Source organism: Nocardia sp. NPDC050712 (genome assembly GCF_040654295.1).
Lineage (GTDB): Bacteria > Actinomycetota > Actinomycetes > Mycobacteriales > Mycobacteriaceae > Nocardia.
On sequence record NZ_JBFAHT010000006.1, the window covers coordinates 246,841 to 263,364 of the forward strand.

General features: G+C 66.4%; 18 protein-coding genes. 8 read left to right on the forward strand and 10 right to left on the reverse strand.

The features are described from left to right. Nucleotides 1-12: 12 nt before the first annotated feature. Nucleotides 13-1,479, reverse strand: coding sequence for an NAD(P)H-hydrate dehydratase (locus tag AB0H76_RS36690; protein WP_357331892.1), 1,467 nt, complete (start codon nucleotides 1,477-1,479; stop codon nucleotides 13-15). A 320-nt stretch (nucleotides 1,480-1,799) separates the two neighbouring features. Here AB0H76_RS36690 and AB0H76_RS36695 point away from each other — a divergent pair, with 320 nt between their 5' ends. Both AB0H76_RS36695 and AB0H76_RS36700 read left to right on the forward strand, forming a co-directional pair. After that, on the forward strand, nucleotides 1,800-2,057 hold the full coding sequence (locus AB0H76_RS36695) for a S1 RNA-binding domain-containing protein (protein ID WP_357331894.1): 258 nt from the start codon (nucleotides 1,800-1,802) through the stop codon (nucleotides 2,055-2,057). A gap of 96 nt (nucleotides 2,058-2,153) precedes the next feature. After that, nucleotides 2,154-2,570: a cupredoxin family copper-binding protein gene (locus tag AB0H76_RS36700; RefSeq protein ID WP_357331896.1), complete on the forward strand. Its 417-nt coding sequence runs from the start codon at nucleotides 2,154-2,156 to the stop codon at nucleotides 2,568-2,570. Nucleotides 2,571-2,574: 4 nt separating this feature from the next. Here the strand turns inward: AB0H76_RS36700 and glmS are convergent, their stop codons facing one another. Then, nucleotides 2,575-4,452, reverse strand: a complete 1,878-nt coding sequence (gene glmS, locus AB0H76_RS36705; RefSeq protein ID WP_357331897.1) for a glutamine--fructose-6-phosphate transaminase (isomerizing) — start codon at nucleotides 4,450-4,452, stop codon at nucleotides 2,575-2,577. A 36-nt stretch (nucleotides 4,453-4,488) separates the two neighbouring features. On the opposite strand from glmS, the gene AB0H76_RS36710 reads away from it, so the two are divergent. Beyond that, nucleotides 4,489-5,346, forward strand: a complete 858-nt coding sequence (locus tag AB0H76_RS36710; protein WP_357331899.1) for a hypothetical protein — start codon at nucleotides 4,489-4,491, stop codon at nucleotides 5,344-5,346. A 2-nt stretch (nucleotides 5,347-5,348) separates the two neighbouring features. Here AB0H76_RS36710 and AB0H76_RS36715 read toward each other — a convergent pair whose 3' ends face one another. The 4 genes from AB0H76_RS36715 to AB0H76_RS36730 form a co-directional block, all read right to left on the reverse strand. Beyond that, entirely contained in the window at nucleotides 5,349-6,188 is an 840-nt protein-coding gene (locus AB0H76_RS36715; protein WP_357331901.1) for a 2OG-Fe(II) oxygenase, read from the reverse strand. A gap of 26 nt (nucleotides 6,189-6,214) precedes the next feature. Continuing rightward, nucleotides 6,215-6,697, reverse strand: a complete 483-nt coding sequence (locus AB0H76_RS36720) for a hypothetical protein (protein WP_357331903.1) — start codon at nucleotides 6,695-6,697, stop codon at nucleotides 6,215-6,217. Nucleotides 6,698-6,724: 27 nt separating this feature from the next. Then, nucleotides 6,725-8,203, reverse strand: a complete 1,479-nt coding sequence (locus tag AB0H76_RS36725) for a hypothetical protein (RefSeq protein ID WP_357331905.1) — start codon at nucleotides 8,201-8,203, stop codon at nucleotides 6,725-6,727. A gap of 92 nt (nucleotides 8,204-8,295) precedes the next feature. Then, a complete protein-coding gene (locus tag AB0H76_RS36730) occupies nucleotides 8,296-8,631 on the reverse strand; it encodes a hypothetical protein (protein ID WP_357331907.1) in 336 nt (111 codons plus the stop codon). Between the two features lie 222 nt (nucleotides 8,632-8,853). On the opposite strand from AB0H76_RS36730, the gene AB0H76_RS36735 reads away from it, so the two are divergent. Further along, nucleotides 8,854-9,780 (forward strand): hypothetical protein, encoded by a 927-nt coding sequence (locus tag AB0H76_RS36735; RefSeq protein ID WP_357331908.1) that lies wholly within the window; start codon nucleotides 8,854-8,856, stop codon nucleotides 9,778-9,780. A gap of 57 nt (nucleotides 9,781-9,837) precedes the next feature. Beyond that, on the forward strand, nucleotides 9,838-10,638 hold the full coding sequence (locus tag AB0H76_RS36740; RefSeq protein ID WP_357331910.1) for an SDR family NAD(P)-dependent oxidoreductase: 801 nt from the start codon (nucleotides 9,838-9,840) through the stop codon (nucleotides 10,636-10,638). Nucleotides 10,639-10,677: 39 nt separating this feature from the next. Here AB0H76_RS36740 and AB0H76_RS36745 read toward each other — a convergent pair whose 3' ends face one another. After that, nucleotides 10,678-10,986 carry a DUF6802 family protein gene (locus AB0H76_RS36745; protein WP_357331912.1) on the reverse strand — a complete coding sequence of 103 codons (309 nt, stop codon included), beginning with the start codon at nucleotides 10,984-10,986 and terminating at the stop codon, nucleotides 10,678-10,680. A gap of 154 nt (nucleotides 10,987-11,140) precedes the next feature. Continuing rightward, the gene (locus AB0H76_RS36750) at nucleotides 11,141-11,332 is read right to left on the reverse strand and encodes a PspC domain-containing protein (protein WP_357331914.1); all 192 of its coding nucleotides are present in this window, start codon (nucleotides 11,330-11,332) and stop codon (nucleotides 11,141-11,143) included. A gap of 179 nt (nucleotides 11,333-11,511) precedes the next feature. On the opposite strand from AB0H76_RS36750, the gene AB0H76_RS36755 reads away from it, so the two are divergent. Both AB0H76_RS36755 and AB0H76_RS36760 read left to right on the forward strand, forming a co-directional pair. Further along, the gene (locus AB0H76_RS36755) at nucleotides 11,512-13,155 is read left to right on the forward strand and encodes an ABC-F family ATP-binding cassette domain-containing protein (RefSeq protein WP_357331916.1); all 1,644 of its coding nucleotides are present in this window, start codon (nucleotides 11,512-11,514) and stop codon (nucleotides 13,153-13,155) included. Between the two features lie 174 nt (nucleotides 13,156-13,329). Beyond that, a complete protein-coding gene (locus AB0H76_RS36760; RefSeq protein WP_357331918.1) occupies nucleotides 13,330-13,788 on the forward strand; it encodes a hypothetical protein in 459 nt (152 codons plus the stop codon). An 8-nt stretch (nucleotides 13,789-13,796) separates the two neighbouring features. Here the strand turns inward: AB0H76_RS36760 and AB0H76_RS36765 are convergent, their stop codons facing one another. Beyond that, nucleotides 13,797-14,456 (reverse strand): hypothetical protein, encoded by a 660-nt coding sequence (locus tag AB0H76_RS36765; protein WP_357331919.1) that lies wholly within the window; start codon nucleotides 14,454-14,456, stop codon nucleotides 13,797-13,799. Nucleotides 14,457-14,650: 194 nt separating this feature from the next. Here AB0H76_RS36765 and AB0H76_RS36770 point away from each other — a divergent pair, with 194 nt between their 5' ends. Next, entirely contained in the window at nucleotides 14,651-15,088 is a 438-nt protein-coding gene (locus AB0H76_RS36770; protein ID WP_357331921.1) for a hypothetical protein, read from the forward strand. 19 nt (nucleotides 15,089-15,107) lie between these two features. On the opposite strand, the gene glmM is transcribed toward AB0H76_RS36770, so the two are convergent. After that, nucleotides 15,108-16,484 (reverse strand): phosphoglucosamine mutase, encoded by a 1,377-nt coding sequence (gene glmM, locus AB0H76_RS36775; protein WP_357331923.1) that lies wholly within the window; start codon nucleotides 16,482-16,484, stop codon nucleotides 15,108-15,110. Between the last annotated feature and the right edge of the window lie 40 nt (nucleotides 16,485-16,524).

The following is a 16,524-nucleotide window of genomic DNA, read 5'->3' on the forward strand; positions in this document are numbered from 1 at the left end:
TTCGCACTGGCGCTAAGGGCTCGGTTCGTTGAGCGCGCGCAGCGTGCCGATGGCGGGGCGAAGGTGGGCCAAGAGCGGGAACGCGGAGGTGGGGGCCGGGGCCGGGTTGCCTTCGTGGGCGGCGAGGTTGGCGGCCAAGGCATGGGCGCGGGCGGCCGCGGCGGCGGCCCATTGGGGGTCTTTGCCTGCGGCCAGGAGCGCGCCGATGAGGCCGGAGAGGACGTCGCCGGAGCCGGCGGTGGCGGCCCAGGAACCGCCGGCGTCGTTGACCAGGGCCGGGCGGCCGGGGGTGGCGATGATGGTGGCTCGCCCCTTCAGAAGCACTGTCAGCTGCCAGGATTCGGCGAGTGCACGGACGGCGGCGACGCGGTCGGCTCCCACCTCGTGCCCGGTCAGGCGAGCGAATTCACCTGCGTGCGGGGTGAGAACGGTCGGGGCCGAGCGGCCGCGCACCAAGTCCGGGTCTTCGGCGACCATGGTGAGGCCGTCGGCGTCGACGACCACGGGAAGGTCGGTGGCGAGGATTTCAGCGAGGCGCTTCTGAGCGTCGGAATCGGTGCCGGCCCCCGGCCCGAAGACCCAGGCCTGGACTCGGCCGGTCGACGACACGGATTGACTGGCAATCACTTCCGGGAAGTGCGCGAGCACGTCGTGCGCGCCGGTCCCGGCGTAGCGAACCATGCCGGAGGTGGCGGCCACCGCCGCTCCCGTGCACAACACGGCCGCGCCGGGATAAGTCGCGCTGCCCGCGCAGACACCGGTGACGCCTTGGGTGTACTTGTCGTCGGTCGCTCGCGGCACCGGCCACCGCGCACCGACCGACGCCGGTTCCAACGCACGCAACCGCGGCTCGGGCAGCCGTAACCCGATGGGCACCAGCTCGATTCGCCCACACCACGGCACCGCCAGCGCGTGCACAGGTTTGTAAGCCCCGAACGCAACGGTGACATCGGCCCGTACCGCGGGCCCCTCGACCGCACCGGTATCCGCATCGACCCCACTGGGCAGATCCGCCGCGACGATCGGAACGGCAATGCCCGCAACGAGTTCGGCCGCAGGAGCCCGCAGTGGCCCACGACCGGAAATCCCGACGATGCCATCGATCACCAGATCGGGTGCTCCGACGACGGACTCGACACGCCCACCCGCCTTCCGCAGCGCCGCAAGCCCTTTCTCGTGCGCCCGCTCCGGATTCAACAGCACCGCCGACACCGCCACACCCCGCCGCCGCAGCATCGCCCCGGCCCACAGCGCGTCACCACCGTTATCCCCCGACCCGACCAGCAGAGTCACCGAACGCCCGGCGACACCCCCCGTCCGCCCGCGCAACTCCCCCGCCACCACGGTCGCCAGCCCATAGGCCGCCCGCCGCATCGGCACCCCGTCGGGCACCCGCGTGAACAACTCCGCCTCAGCCGCCCGCACCTCGTCGGCAGTGAAGTATCCCCGCTGGTCAGCGAAGTTCAACCCGTCGGACATCCGCGCTCGCCTCCACCGTCGTCGGCCGTGAAACACCCACCGCCGACCCTACCGGCGTCACCGAAACGTCGACCGCCACACGCCCGTGTATGCCTGCGAAGAGATGTGAATCGTGTCGATACCCGCCGCGCGTCGACCATTGCCTGCAGGCATTCGATTGCCCTAGGGTGATTTTCGTGACTGCCGGGTCGGCCTTGCGCCGCGCACAGACGGGTTTCCCGGCCGTCCGGTGATGTCCCGGTGGGCCAGAGGCCCACCCCTCCTTCGCAATTCCCTTGTATCGCACCATTTTCAGGGACTGCGTGAGGAGGTGAATTATCTTGTCCCATTCGGAAATATCCCAGGAGTCGTGGCGCTCGTTCGCCGATGCGCACAGCATCGGGGCCGTCCTCGACGCCGAGGTCGTCCAGATCGTGCCGTTCGGCGCGTTTTTCGAGGTGGCGCCCGGAATCCACGGGCTGCTGCACCGGACCGAATGGCCGGACCCGTCGAACGATCCGACGGTCGGCAGCACGCTGTCGGTGCGCATTCTGGCCATCGATGACCAGCGTCAGCGCGTGAGCCTGGCCGTGGCATGACACGAGTGTGCGGAGGCAGACTCCACCTGCCTCCGCACACCCGTCCCAGCGTATCCGCGCCGAGGGCGTCCGCGTCGGCGACTACGCTTCGGACCCATGCCGTTCGACAGTCGCGTGAAGTCCTTCCGGATCGCCACCGGATTCGCCGTGGTGGGAATGCTGCTCGCCGGGTGCGGGTCCGAAGATTCGGCACCGTCGGCCACCACGACGACCGGCGCCGCCTCGACCTCCGCCGCCGCCCCCGCCGACTCGAAGCCCGCCACCGTCACCGTGGACGTCGACGACATGAAGTTCTCTCCCGAGACCATCACGGTCAAGGCCGGCGACACCGTCACCTGGAAGTTCGACGACAAGGTCCCGCACTCGGTGCAGGGTATCGGCGACAAGGCGATGGGCATCAACAGCCCGATCTTCGACCGGGGCGAGTGGAGCTACACCTTCACGGCCCCCGGCACCTACCGCTACCTGTGCTCCCTGCACCCGGAGATGCGCGGCACCGTCACCGTCAGCTGACGCGCTATTCGACGGTGACGGACTTCGCCAGGTTGCGCGGCTTGTCCACGTCGTAGCCGCGCGCCTGGGCGATCTCGGCGGCGAAGACCTGCAACGGGACCGTGGACAGCAGCGGCTGGAACAGCGTGGGCGCGGAGGGGATCTCGATCAGATCATCGGCGAACGGGCGCACCGTGTCGTCGCCCTCCTCGGCGATGACGATGGTGCGGGCCCCGCGGGCCTGGATCTCGCGGATATTGCTGAGCAGCTTGGAGTGCAGCACCGCGCGGCCCTTCGGCGAGGGCATCACGATGATCACCGGCAGCCCCTCCTCGATCAGCGCGATCGGACCGTGCTTGAGCTCACCCGCCGCGAAACCCTCGGCGTGCATGTAGGCGAGTTCCTTGAGCTTCAGCGCGCCTTCCAAGGCGACGGGGTAGCCCACATGCCGGCCGAGGAACAGCACGGTCGGAACGTGCGCGAGCTCGCGGGCGATGGCGCGAACCTGCGGCGCGGTCTCGAGGACGCGCGCGATCAGCTCCGGCATCGCCTCGAGCTCGGCGAATTCGCGAGCCACCTCATCGGGGTACTTGGTGCCGCGGGCCTGCGCGAGGGCCAGGCCGACAAGGTAGTTGGCGGCGATCTGGGCGAGGAACGCCTTGGTGGAGGCGACCCCGATCTCCGGACCGGTGCGGGTGTAGATCACCGCGTCGGCTTCGCGCGGGATCTGCGCGCCGTTGGTATTGCAGATGGCCAGCACGCGCGCCTTCTGCTCCTTGGCGTGCCGGACGGCTTCCAGCGTGTCGGCGGTCTCGCCGGACTGCGAGATCGCGACGACCAGCGTGGAGCGGTCCAGAACCGGGTCGCGATAACGGAATTCGCTGGCCAGCTCGACCTCGACGGGCAGCCGGGTCCAGTGCTCGATGGCGTACTTGGCCAGCAGGCCCGCGTGATAGGAGCTGCCGCAGGCGACGACGAAGACCTTGTCGAATTCGCGGAGTTCCTGATCGGCGAGTCGCTGTTCGTCCAGGACGATGCGGCCGCCGTGCTCATCGGAGGTGAAGTGGCCGATCAGCGTGTCCGCGACAGCGGCCGGCTGCTCCTCGATCTCCTTGAGCATGAAGTAGTCGTGGCCGCCCTTCTCGGCGGCGGCGAGATCCCAATCGATGGTGAACGGACGGGTCTCCACGTCGGGGTTGCCGGTGAAGTCGGTGACCTTGTAGCCGTCGGCGGTGATCACGACGGCCTGGTCCTGGCCGAGTTCGACGGCCTCGCGGGTGTGCTCGATGAAGGCGACGACATCGGAGCCGATGAACATCTCGCCCTCGCCGACACCGATCACCAGCGGCGTGTTGCGGCGCGCGGCGATGATCTTGTCCGGGTGCTCGGCGTGCGTGAAGACCAGCGTGAAGGCGCCTTCGAGTCGCTGCAGCACCGCGAGCGCGCTCGCCTCGAAATCGCCCTCGGTCGGCCCGTCGGCGTACGCGCGGGCCACCAGGTGCACGGCGACCTCGGTGTCGGTGTCGCTGAGCAACTCGACGCCCGCGTCCTCCAACTCCTTACGCAGCGGCACGAAGTTCTCGATGATGCCGTTGTGCACGACCGCGATGCTGCCGGTGACGTCGCGATGCGGATGCGCGTTGCGATCGGTCGGCGCGCCGTGTGTCGCCCACCGCGTATGCCCCATGCCGGTGCTCCCGGCGAACTTGTCCGCGCCGGCTTCGGCCAGCTCAGCCTCCAGATTGGCGAGTCGCCCCGCCTTCCGTTCGACTGCCAGCGCACCCGCGCCGTTGAGGATCGCCACACCCGCGGAGTCGTAGCCGCGATATTCCATGCGGCGCAACGCGTCAACGACAACACCGAGCGCGTCCCGGTACCCGACGTAGCCAACGATTCCGCACATGGCTCATCAGACTACTTATCGGATAACGTTCATGCCGTGTCGGCGTCTGTGAAATCGCTACTGAGCACCCTGACCAGCCGGGGACCGCACCGAGTGTTGCGCGGGAACCTGGCCATTGCGGGTCAACCCGGGGTGGTGTTCACGCCTGAGTCCGGCAAGGACCTCCCCTGTGTTGCCTTCGGTCACGGCTGGCTGACCGGGGTATCCCACTATCGCGGGACGCTGGAGCATCTAGCGTCCTGGGGCATCGTGGTCGCCGCGCCCGACACCGAGCGCGGGCCGATCCCGTCACACCTGGGCTTGGCGACCGACTTGCTCACCACCCTCGACATCTGCACGGGTGTCCGGCTGGGCGACGGCACTTTGAGCGTGCACCCCGACCGCTTGGCCCTCGCCGGCCACGGCATGGGCGCCGGCGCCGCGGTGATCGCGGCCACCCAGCGTTCGGTCGCCGCCCTGTGCGCCATCGCCCCCGCACCCACCGCCCCGTCCGCGGAGTCCCTGGCCCCTGATCTGTCGGTCCCCGCCCTGATCCTGTCCAGCGCCTCCGATATCGACACCGTCAGCTGCAACGCGATCCCCCTGACCGCCGCCTGGGGTGGCCCGGCCATCCTGCGCGCCCTCGACGGCGCCTCCAACAACGGCATCGTCGAAGGCCGCCGCGCCCTGGGCGCGCTCGGCGTCGGCAAGTACGAGCACAAAACAGCCCGCGCCGTCCGCGCCCTGCTGACCGGCTACTTGCTGCACCAACTTCTCGGTGAGAAGAAGTACGAACCCTTCGCCGACCCGGATGCCCAGATCCCGCACACCCAGGTCATCGACCCCCACGCGCCCCGCGAAGAGGAGAAGCCGAAGGTCGGCATCGGCGCGATCGCGTCGCTGCTGCGGAAATAGCCTCAGAACTGGCGCTTACGCATCCATTTCGTCATGATCCACTTCTCGCCGGCCGTCACCAGTTGGCCACAGTGCCGGGTGAGCGGATCGAGTTCGCCCGCGCCGTTGCAGTAGCGGAAGTACAGCGCGCCGCCCTTTTTCGGAGCCACCGACAACCCGGCCTCCGGAAAGGCGGTCGCGCCACCGGCTTCGACATCGTTCAAATAGACGATCAGGGTCGACACCCGTTGCCCCGCCACCGACACGTGCTGCCAGCTACCGGGATCCTCCGGCGGGAAGTAGTCGAAATGCGGCCGGTATTCGCCACCGGGGCGGTAGCGCAGCGTCTGCAACCCTTCGCCGTGATCCAGCGGCCAATTCATCAGCGCCGAGGTGCGCCGGTCCAGCCGGTCGATCAATTCGTCCTCGCCGCGCTGGAATACCGCGCCCTCACTGGTCCGATTGGGGATGACCTCGTCGATACCGGTCTCGCCGTTGACCGTCGTCGACCGATTCAACCTGCTGCTCGACCGTTCGATCATCTGATCGCACTCGTCGGCCGTCAGCACATCGGCGAACAGGATGACCTGCGGTTTCTCCACCCGCATGAGCACCCGGACATCGCGGTCATAGGCATGAATGACGTTGTCCCCCGAAACCGGGCACTCGTCATAGGTATAACCAGGATGCGTTTTCGGCTGCACCAACTGCGTCGACTCCCCCGCCAACGCACGCTTCACCGCCGCATCCGCGGCGTCCTCGGCAAAACCCGCCCCCACCATGGCACTGACCATCGTCTCCGCGGTACATCCGCGATCCACGTTCTCGGCCAGCCAATTTCGCCAGTCGCTATCTAGCTTCATAACCATTTTCTTTTGTGTTCAGGTGCTCAGACGAGCCAACTGTCGCGGCGGTAGTACTCGGCGTCCGGATCGTCGTCATCGACAGGGCGGACGTAGTCGTTCGCTTTTCGAGCAGCCTTGGAGCGGGCGATCGCCTCATCGATCGGCAGCGGCTCGTCGTTGACCTTCCGAGCAGCGATGGAACGCGCGATCTCCTCGCGCCGCTCGCGTGCCTCAGCCTCCGAACGCTCCCACTCGGCGCGCTCCGCGGCCAGGCGCTCAGCTTGTTCTCGTTCGGTACGAGCGGCTATCTCGGCATGCTCTTTCTCCGCCGCCTCGGCCTGCTCGCGTTCGATCTCTTCGGCATGCTCCTCCAGCAGTTGCTGATACGAGGCTTCGGTTCGCTCCCGGAACTCTTGTTCACGTTCAGCGCAGCGACGCTCGATCTCTACGAATTCCTCACTGAGGATCCGCGCTTGGCGATCGTGCTCCTCGAAGATCCATTCGATCTCTCTGACTGCGTCGGCCATGTCAGGCTCCTCGGTCGATCAGTTGCGTCACAGTGGGCCCGCCTCGGAGAGCTCGGCACCGGTCTGGACAGGTTGCTCCTGCGGCTTCTGCTCGCCGGTGACCGGAACGACCTTCGGAGTATGTTCGCCGTCCTCGCCGCCCTTCTTGGGCTTGGCCGCAGCGGGCATACCGCTGGTCGGAGTCCCAGCCGAAGGCGTCTGGGGCGTATCCTCGCTCTTCTTCTCTTCCTTTTTCTCCTCGCCGGAGATAATCGGATTGCCGTTCGAGTCCAGCTTCACGCTGTACTCCTGGGTCTTGCCGGCCCCGTCGGTCTCGACCAGCTTCGGCTGCCCGTCGGCGCCGACCTCCAGTTTGTAATGCTTTCCCGCGAGGTCGAATTCGTTGGAATTCGCCTTCTTCTCGCCTTCCTTGGTATCTCCCTCTTTCTTGTCCTCTTTGCCGTCGTCGTCTTTGTCGTCGTCGGTCAGATCTTCGACCGCTTCACTGATCGCCGTGCCCAGCGCAGTCAAACCCGCGGTAGCGACTGTGGCGAGCGTGCTCACTGCAGTGGTCAGCGCCGTGGCCATCGTCGAGGCAAGTCCGCTCAGGGCCGCGGCGTTCAGGTACGACGGTGTCCCAGCCGTCGGTGAGGACGTGGTCGGAGACGGCGTAGTCGGGGAGGGCGAGGTCGGTGAGGGTGAGGTCGGGGAGGGCGAACTGGGAGATGGACCCGGGGATGGCGAACTGGGAGATGGACCCGGGGACGGACCGGGACTCGGACTGGTGACCGTGGTGCCCGCCGGACGCGGATAGGCGTTGCCGTCGAGCGCTTGCATTGCCGCGGTCAGTGTGGGGTAGGCCTGCTTGACCGCGGTATCAGTGGAGGTGCACTTGTCGTAGAAATTCTGGAGCTTCTCGTCGAACTCCTTCTTGAAGGTGTCATTCAGCCAGTCTTGGCATCGGTCCTTGTTCCAGACGTTGTACAACGAACTGGCTCCCCCGGTGGCCGCGAACGCCATGACCTGCCCGAACTTCGTCCAATTGCCCTCCTTGCCCTGGGCTGTTTCGATGATGCCGTCGATGTCGTCCGGCGTTTTATCGTCGACCTTTACCTCGGACGACTTCACCAGGTCTTTGACATGGTTCTTCTTGCTCTCCACCGCGCTTCGCAGCTTGGGGATCGCGGTTTCCATCGCCAAGACTGCGGTCACCGCTTTATCGCGATCCTCCTGCGCCATCGTCAACTGCTGGGCGAACATCGTCGACGCCGCGGTAGCGGCATCACCGGTCCAAATGGTGGGCAGCTTCTCCTTCGCGGCTTTCTGCGTCGTCAGCTGCGCGTCGACTTCACTCAGCGTCGTGCGCATGGCGGTGGCGGTATTCGCCAGCTTCTCCAGATCCATTCCGCGCTGTTCGTCGTATCGCATATAGATCTTGCTGATCTCGATATTGGCGCTGAAGGCCCGGTTGTAGCGCTGATACAGCTGCGCGAAATACTGCAGGCCGGTGGCGCCGTCGTCGAGCATGCCGTCCACGTTGGCGCCGCCGAGATTAGTTGGAGCCGTGCCTAGCTCAACCATGTGGCGGCCCTTCCATGATCAATCGTCATCGCAACCGATCAGATCTTCTGGGTCTGCGCGGCAGTGTTCTTGGCCGCCTCGGTGTCGGTATTGGAGTAGGCGATCGAGGAGGCGCCGATACCGTCACCGATGGCGTTGCCGGCATCACCCCAGGCTTTGAGCCACTTGCCCACGTTCTCGAGCCCGGAATAGATCTGCTTGCCCTCGTTGACATAGTTACGGCCGGCTTCGGGCCCATGGCTGTTCGAGCCGTTACCGAACATGTTGTCCGAGATCCGCTTCGCACTGTTGGTGACAATCGCGGCCGACATCATAATTTCATTGCCCAGCGCGCCAAGCTCGCCGGTCTTGACGCCCAGTGTGCTGCTGCCCATAGCGCCACCCCTCCATCCCTGCTTCTTCGTCCACTCCCCCCGACCACGAGGTCATCGCTCGCGGCGAGTGCTGTCCTACTACCTTCGACGCACGCGGGCGGCCGTGGGTTCCATCCGATCCTGGCCGTACGGCACGAGGGCATCCCCCGGGAATCTACTGGGCAGGGAGGCAAGGTTCAATCGCGGAGGCGGTACCCGGCAGGCCTGGTTACGATCGGGCCCGTGTCCGTGAAGCCCGCGCCCTCGGGGCGTAACCGCTTGCTCATTTGTTCGACTGTTCTGGATCCCGGCCCGGGCTATCGGTTCTGGCTGGATTTCCACCTGCGACAGGCCGATCTGATCGTGATCTTCATGGATGATCCCAGCAAACGGCCGGTGTTCGAAGCGCTGGTGGAGGACCGGCGGGTACTGCTGCTGGCGGGTCTGGGGGACCGGCGGGACAACTCGCCGTCGGTCGTGATGCAGCGCATTATGGCCAACACCCAAACCGCCGTTTCGTACGCTGTTCAGCACGGCTACGACTGGGTCGCGGCGGTCGATACCGATGAGCTGCTCTACGACGAGAGCGACGGTGAGTGGCGGGAGTTGGAGCACGTCGGCCAGGTCAGCTTCGCGAATCATGAAGCCGTGCCGGCGGAGCACGACACCGAGAATTGCTTTGCCGAGTGCACGTCGTTCCGGGTCAACGGGCGGACCGATTTCATGGCCTACGGCAACGGGAAGAGCGCGGTGCGGGCCACGCCCGGTGTGCGGGCCGGAATTCACGAATTCCACGACTATGTGGGCGACCACCATTGGGCCATCGGCCCGGTGATCCTGCACTACCCGAATCCGTCGTTCGAGAGCTGGGTGGCCAAGTTCAGCAATCACGGCGCGTTTTCCAATTTCTGGTGGGACAACCCCGAACTGCCGATCGAGCTGCAGTTCATGTTGCGCTCGCGCGACCTGGTGCACGCGGCGCTCGCGAGCGGGGATTGGAGCGCGGCACGGGCCTATTTCGGGTCCTGGATTCCGGACGAGGCGACGCGGGAGCGGATGCTGGCAGCTGGGGAGCTGCGGGTGTACAGCCCGGTGACGCAACTGCTGCGGTCCGACCCGGATCGGCTGAAGCAGGCGCTGCTGGCTTCGCTGGCCGAGCGCTCGGAGTGACGGGGCTCGAGCCCGCACCCTAAGATCGACCTGCTGCAGCATGGGGAGGAGACGACATTGGCGAATGGCGGAAGGGTGCTCGGTGACCGGAAGGTCGCGCTGATCACCGGGGCGGGAGGGGTGCTCGGCAATGCCTTCTGCCAGGCCCTGTACCGGGATTACGACATCGTGGCCGTGCATCGGGAACGGACGCCGGGGGTGCCCTCCCAGCACGAATGGTTCATCGACCCGTTCGATCCACGCGGCACGCTGCCGGAGAACGATTCGCAGGTGCATCTGATCCGAGCCGAGTTGACCGAGCCGGGCGAGGTCGAGCGGGTGGCCGACGAGGCGCTGGCCCGGTTCGGCACGGTGGATCTGCTGATCAACAACGCCGCCCACTCCCGGTGGTACGCCAACGGGGTGATCAACGGCGAAGCCGCTCTGGACGACTTCGACAATCACTTCCAGACGAATGTGGGTGTGCCGCTACGGCTCTCGGCACGGCTCGCGCAGAAGAGCTGGATGCACGACAACGATCTCAACCGGTCTCGCAATCGCAATATCGTCAACGTTTCCAGCCTGTCCGGCTCCGAGCTCTACCCGGGCGGGCAGATGCTCTACAGCTCGTCCAAGGCGGCGCTGAATCAGCTGACGCGACACCTCGCGCTGGAGTTCCGGGAATTCGGTGTGCGCGTGAATGCGATCGCGCCCAATACTTTTCCCGCGATCGTGCCTACCGAGAAGGTATTGCTGTCGATCCTGGAATTGGATCGCGGCCGGATGACCGGCGGCATCTACGCGATCGACGCCGACCCGCCACTGGCTACGACGCCCTTGCCGAAGCACGCGCTGACAACGACCCCACCGCCGAACTGACATCTCGTCCCGGCCGCCTGTGCGCCGGGACGACTCGGATTACTTGCCGAGGGTGCCCTGATCGGTGCGGACCCATTCCTGGGTACCGTCGGGATGCTGGTGGAATTCCCAGGCGGCGTAATCGCCGTCGGACTCCACTACTTTGACGTGATCGGCCAGGCCGTCGTGGTCGAGATCGGACCAGACCTGCATCACTTCTTCACCGGTGGTGGTGACGCTGTCCAGATAGCCGTCACCGTTGATGTCCTGGGTGGGATTATTGAGTTCGACGGCGCCTAGGCCGTCGAGCGAGGTGTGGGCGTCGATGGTGGGTAGATCCAGGCCGGAGAATTCTCCCGGGATGACCATGACTCCTCCTCAACGGACTCCGATGCTGACGCCCGCGATACGCGGGCTCACCCCATCCTGTCATCCGCGGGCGTGCGGCGCAGCCCCTTAACGAGATCCCGAGGACGGTGCGACCGCCCCGATCTGCGCGGCTGCGCCGCCTTCGTGGGGAGTGTCACTTTTTCGGGATGACCAGCCACAGCACCAGGTAGACGACGAACTGCGGGCCGGGGAGCAGGCAGGACAGGACGAACAGCAACCGGACTACGTTGGGGCTCCAGCCGAAGTATTCGGCGAGGCCGCCGCAGACACCGGCGATCCACTTGTCGTGGGTGGAGCGTGTGAGGCGGCGGGCGGGGGCGGTCATGTTGTTTCCTTTCGTTCTTCGTGTTGCTCTCCACTCTGCTCTGGAAATAGCCGCCTGACATCGGTCGTTCGCCCGATCCACACCCTGATTTCCGCGGCCCCGGACCTCAGGGTGCACCCTGACCCACGATGCGGCACGCGGTTGTCGGAGCTCGTTCGGGGAACGGCACAATTGCCCTGGTGAGTACGACTCTGCATGCGCGTGGCCTGTCCGCCGGACACGGGGAACGAACCCTGTTCGACGATCTCGACCTGACGCTCGCGCCGGGGGACGTGATCGGGCTGGTCGGCGTGAACGGCGCCGGCAAATCCACGCTGCTGCGGATGCTGGCCGAGCGGAACGCGCCTTCCGGAAGCATCACACTGAGTCCCCCGGATGCGACCGTCGGCTACCTGGCGCAGGAGCCGGAGCGGCTGGCCGGGGAGACGGTGCTCGAGTTCCTCGGCCGGCGCACCGGTGTCACCGAGGCGCAGCAGCGGATGGATACGGCGGCGGAGGGTTTGGCCGACGGCGGCGAGGACGAGTACACCCCCGCACTGGAACGCTGGCTGGCGCTCGGCGGCGCCGATCTCGAGCAGCGGGCCGAGGAGGTGGCGGCGGATCTCGGGCTCACCAATTCCCTGGTGAGCGGCCTGGATACGCCGATGACGGGATTGTCGGGCGGCCAGGCGGCCCGCGCCGGGCTGGCGTCGGTACTGCTGTCGCGCTTCGACATTCTACTGCTGGACGAGCCGACCAACGACCTCGATCTCGATGGGCTGGCACGGCTGGAACAGTTCGTCACCGGGGTGCGGGTGCCGCTGATGGTGATCAGCCACGACCGGGAGTTCTTGGCCCGCACCGTGAATCGGATCGTGGAGCTGGATCTGGCACAGCAGCAGGTGGGTGTCTACGACGGCAGCTACGAGTCGTATCTGGCCGAGCGGGCGATTGCCCGGCAGCACGCGCGCGAGGCATTCGACGAATTCGCCGACACCAAGGCGGGTTTGGAGTCGCGAGCGCAAATGCAGCGCAATTGGCTCGAGCACGGGGTCCGTAACGCGCGGCGCAAGACCAAGGGCGGGGACTCGGACAAGTTGGGGCGCAAGGCGCGCGCCGAGTCGACCGAGAAGCAGGCGGCGAAGGCCCGCCAGACGCAACGGCGGATCGAGCGGCTGGAGGTGGTGGAGGAGCCACGCAAGGAGTGGGAACTGCAGATGGAGATCGCCGCCGCGCCGCGCAGTGGTTCGGTGGTCGCGACATTGTCCCAGGCCGCGGTCACGCGTGGCGATTTCACGCTGGGGCCGGTGACGACACAGGTGGATTGGGCCGACCGGATCGTGCTGACCGGCGCGAACGGATCGGGCAAGTCGACCCTGCTCGCCATGCTGCTCGGCAAGATCTCGCCGGACAGCGGCACGGCCGCGCTGGGATCCGGCGTGCAGATCGGCGAGGTTGATCAGGCGCGCGGACTGTTCAGCGGAAGCGCCGCGCTGGCAGCGACTTTCGGTGCCGAGATGCCGGAATGGCCGGACGCCGAAGTGCGCACGCTGCTGGCGAAGTTCGGGTTGCGCGGGCCGCATGTGATGCGGGCCTGCGAAACCCTGTCACCCGGTGAGCGAACCCGCGCGGCGCTGGCGCTCTTGCAGGCGCGCGGAGTGAACCTGCTCATCCTTGACGAACCCACCAACCACCTGGACCTGCCCGCCATCGAGCAGTTGGAGCAGGCCGTCGAGTCCTTCACCGGCACCATGATTCTGGTGACCCATGACCGCCGCATGCTGGATTCGGTGCGTGCCACGCGCCGCTGGCATTTGAACGCCGGGCAGCTCACCGAGAGCTGACACCACTCAGCCAGTGCTACAGCACATCTCTTAGGACCCGCGCCCCGCCGGGCGCAGGGCGGCAGGATCTCCTCCAGACATCAGCACATAGTCCTCAGTCCTGGGACTTCCCCACGAAACTAGAACGGATTACTGTCTGTCGACAGTGCAGCGAAGCGACCCATGGAGCTCACGATGAATCAGATAGAACTGACTGCTACAGCATTCGAGTTGGGCATCGACACTCGAATCACACTGGCGGCGGCCGGTCTGCTGTTCATCCTGGCGCTGGTGCTCGGCGTGTGGAAATACCAGCAGATCAGCACCTCCCCGGACGCCACCGCACACGTGTACGTGGACATCGCGCACCGAGCCAGCCTGCTGTACTCGTTCGCCACGCTGCTGCTCGCGGTGTTCACCGAACTCAGCGCCTGGCCGACCGCGGTGAACCTGGCCGCCGACATCGTGATCCTGATCTTCTTCCTCGCCGCCATCGTGTCCTACATCGTGCACGGCCTGCTGCGGGACACCACCAATCAATTCGACGGCCAGACCAGCAACCCCGGCACCCACATCTCGATGATCGCCCTGATCATCGGCGAGGTCGGCGGCTTCCTGGTGCTGTTCACCGGCTTCCTCGCCTGCCAGTTCTGAACGCCGCATCATCCGGCATAGAGCCGGCTTTCCCCGGACGCACACCTGGGTCGCGAGCGGACGGCTCGCAAATCGATCCGGCTGACGCATTCCCGAGCCTCGGCAGCATCGCGGCCCGCCGATTCGAGCAACTCGACAGCTCGCCCCCAGCCGAGCCTGCGCTCATGACGACCCAGCTCGGCCACCAGCGCCTCTCGCGAAACACCTTGGCGTAGGGCGCCGTTCAACGTCGCCAGCGCCATCGACCACTCCACCGTCCGCGCCACATCGGCAACCGTCCGCACGAGATTGGTCACCACCACTCCCTGCACCACCTCGAGCTCCGCATCATCCACCCGATCGTGGTGCACGATCAACCGCTTGGTCCGCGACGACCGCGCCCCGAACACATGAACCGGCTCCGCACCCACCGAAAACCCATGCAGCTCAGCCGCACTGCCGTACCCCGCCGTCACCGACGGCAACCCCAGTAGCAACCGCGCCGCCTCGATCCGCATCCGCGTCGTGCACGGCGTCTCCGCCGCCCGATACACCCCGCGAAACACCCGCACCCACTCCCCCCGATCCAGAAACCCCCGCATCTCCACCCGCGTGTACTCACACAGCACCTGCCACGAGGTGAACACCCCGAACTGCCTGTCCCGCACATCGTCCAGCCCTGGTCGCATGCACCCACCATCGCCCACCCGTACCCGAGCTCGATTCCAGCGACCTGCACGAACACAAAACCTGTGGATAACCGGAATCCTGTGGATAACTCTCAGCCGGACTAGCGAGAATTGCCCGGCCACAGCACATTTGGCGGTATTCGAGGCTGTCCAGGCAATGTGCCCTACGTTCGCGGCTGTGTCATGATGGCGCGATGAGTCTGGGGGACACATTCACGGTGAAGCAGGCACCCAATTTCCTGCCGGAATACCATGGCGACGACGGCGATGCGAGATATCCGTCGCCCCGCCGGCTGCGGTTGCTCGGCGCCCTGCTGATCGATGTCGTGCTGCACCTCGGATCGATGATCGCGATGGCGGTGCTGGTGCCGGTGATCGTGCACGTACTGAAGTACCCGGAACCGTTCGCGTACGCGGCCCTGCTGGCACCGATCGTTGGCATCGGTGGGAACCTCATCCTGCTACCGAAGTGGGTGCACGCGAGCGTCGGCGAGCTGATCTTCGGATTGGTGCAGATCCGCGGTAGCGACGGTGGATGGCCCGGTTGGCGCGATCTGTGGCAGGCGCGCTGGAATTCCCGCCGCAGCGGAGTAAAGCTCGGCACCGTGCGCCGGTGCGACGTCGCGAAATAGGCGGCGCACCGGCGGAGCGTCAGACTGCGGCAACCCTTTTCGCGAGATCATCCGCGAGCTGCTGGGCCCGCTCCGGATCGGTGGCCTCGACCATCACCCGGACAAGCTGCTCGGTCCCGCTGGGCCGCAACAGGATTCGGCCGGAATCGCCGAGAATGGCCTCGGCTTCGGCGACGGCGTCCTGGACTTCGGGTGCGGCGGCGACAAGCGCCTTGTCGGTGACCGGCACATTGACCAGAACCTGGGGGACGGTGCGCAGGACGGCGGCGAGATCGGCGAGGGGGCGGCCGGTTTCGGCCATCCGGGCCATCAGTTTCAGGCCGGTGAGGATGCCGTCGCCGGTGGTGCCGTGCGCGGGCAGGACCGTGTGCCCGGACTGTTCGCCGCCGAGGGTGTAGTTGCCGCGACGGAGTTCTTCGAGGACGTAGCGGTCGCCGACAGCGGTGGTGCGCACCGTGATTCCGGCTTCGCGCATCGCGATGTGCAGGCCGAGGTTGCTCATCACGGTGGCGATGAGGGTGTCGTCGCGCAGGGTGCCGGCTTCCTTCATGGCGATCGCGATGATGGCCATGATGGTGTCGCCGTCGACGACGGCGCCGGCGGCGTCCACGGCGAGGCAGCGGTCGGCGTCACCGTCGAAGCCCAGCCCGAGATCGGCGCCGTGCTCGCGGACCGCCTGCTGCAGTTTGCCGAGATGCGTTGAGCCGCAACCGTCGTTGATGTTGAGGCCGTCGGGTTCCGCGTGGATCGCGATGACGGAGGCGCCCGCTTCCCGCAGCGCGGCGGGGCCGACCTCGGAGGCGGCGCCGTGGGCGCAGTCGACCACCACGGTCAGCCCGGACAGGTCGGCGCCGGTCGCCTCGACGAGGTGTTCGACGTAGCGCTCGTGCGTGCCCTCGAGGCTGTACTGGTCGGGAATCGCCTGGCCGTGATCGCGCGCGCCGGCGGCGTTGAGGACGCGGCCGATGCCCGCGGCGGTCGGGCGGATCGGATTGTTCTCGGCGATGAGCGCTTCGATGCGGTCCTCGACGGTGTCGTCGAGCTTGTGTCCGCCCGCGGCGAAGATCTTGATTCCGTTGTCCGGCATGGGATTGTGCGAGGCGGAGATCATCACGCCGAGGCACGCGTCGTAGAGGCCGGTCAGGTAGGCGACGGCGGGTGTCGGAAGAACGCCCACCGGAAGCACATTCACTCCGGCGGCGGTCAGCCCGGCGACGACGGCCGCTTCGAGCATCTCGCCGGAGGCCCGCGGATCGCGGCCGACCACGGCCAGCGCGCGCTTCTTGCCGCGGCCGAGGATCTGCGCTGCCGCACCCGAAACCTTCAGCGCCAGTTCTGGACTCAGTGATTCATTGGCGAGCCCGCGAACACCGTCGGTGCCGAACAAACGTCCCATAACCTCGTCGCCCCTGTAAGTAGTGCTTTGCCCGGGATAT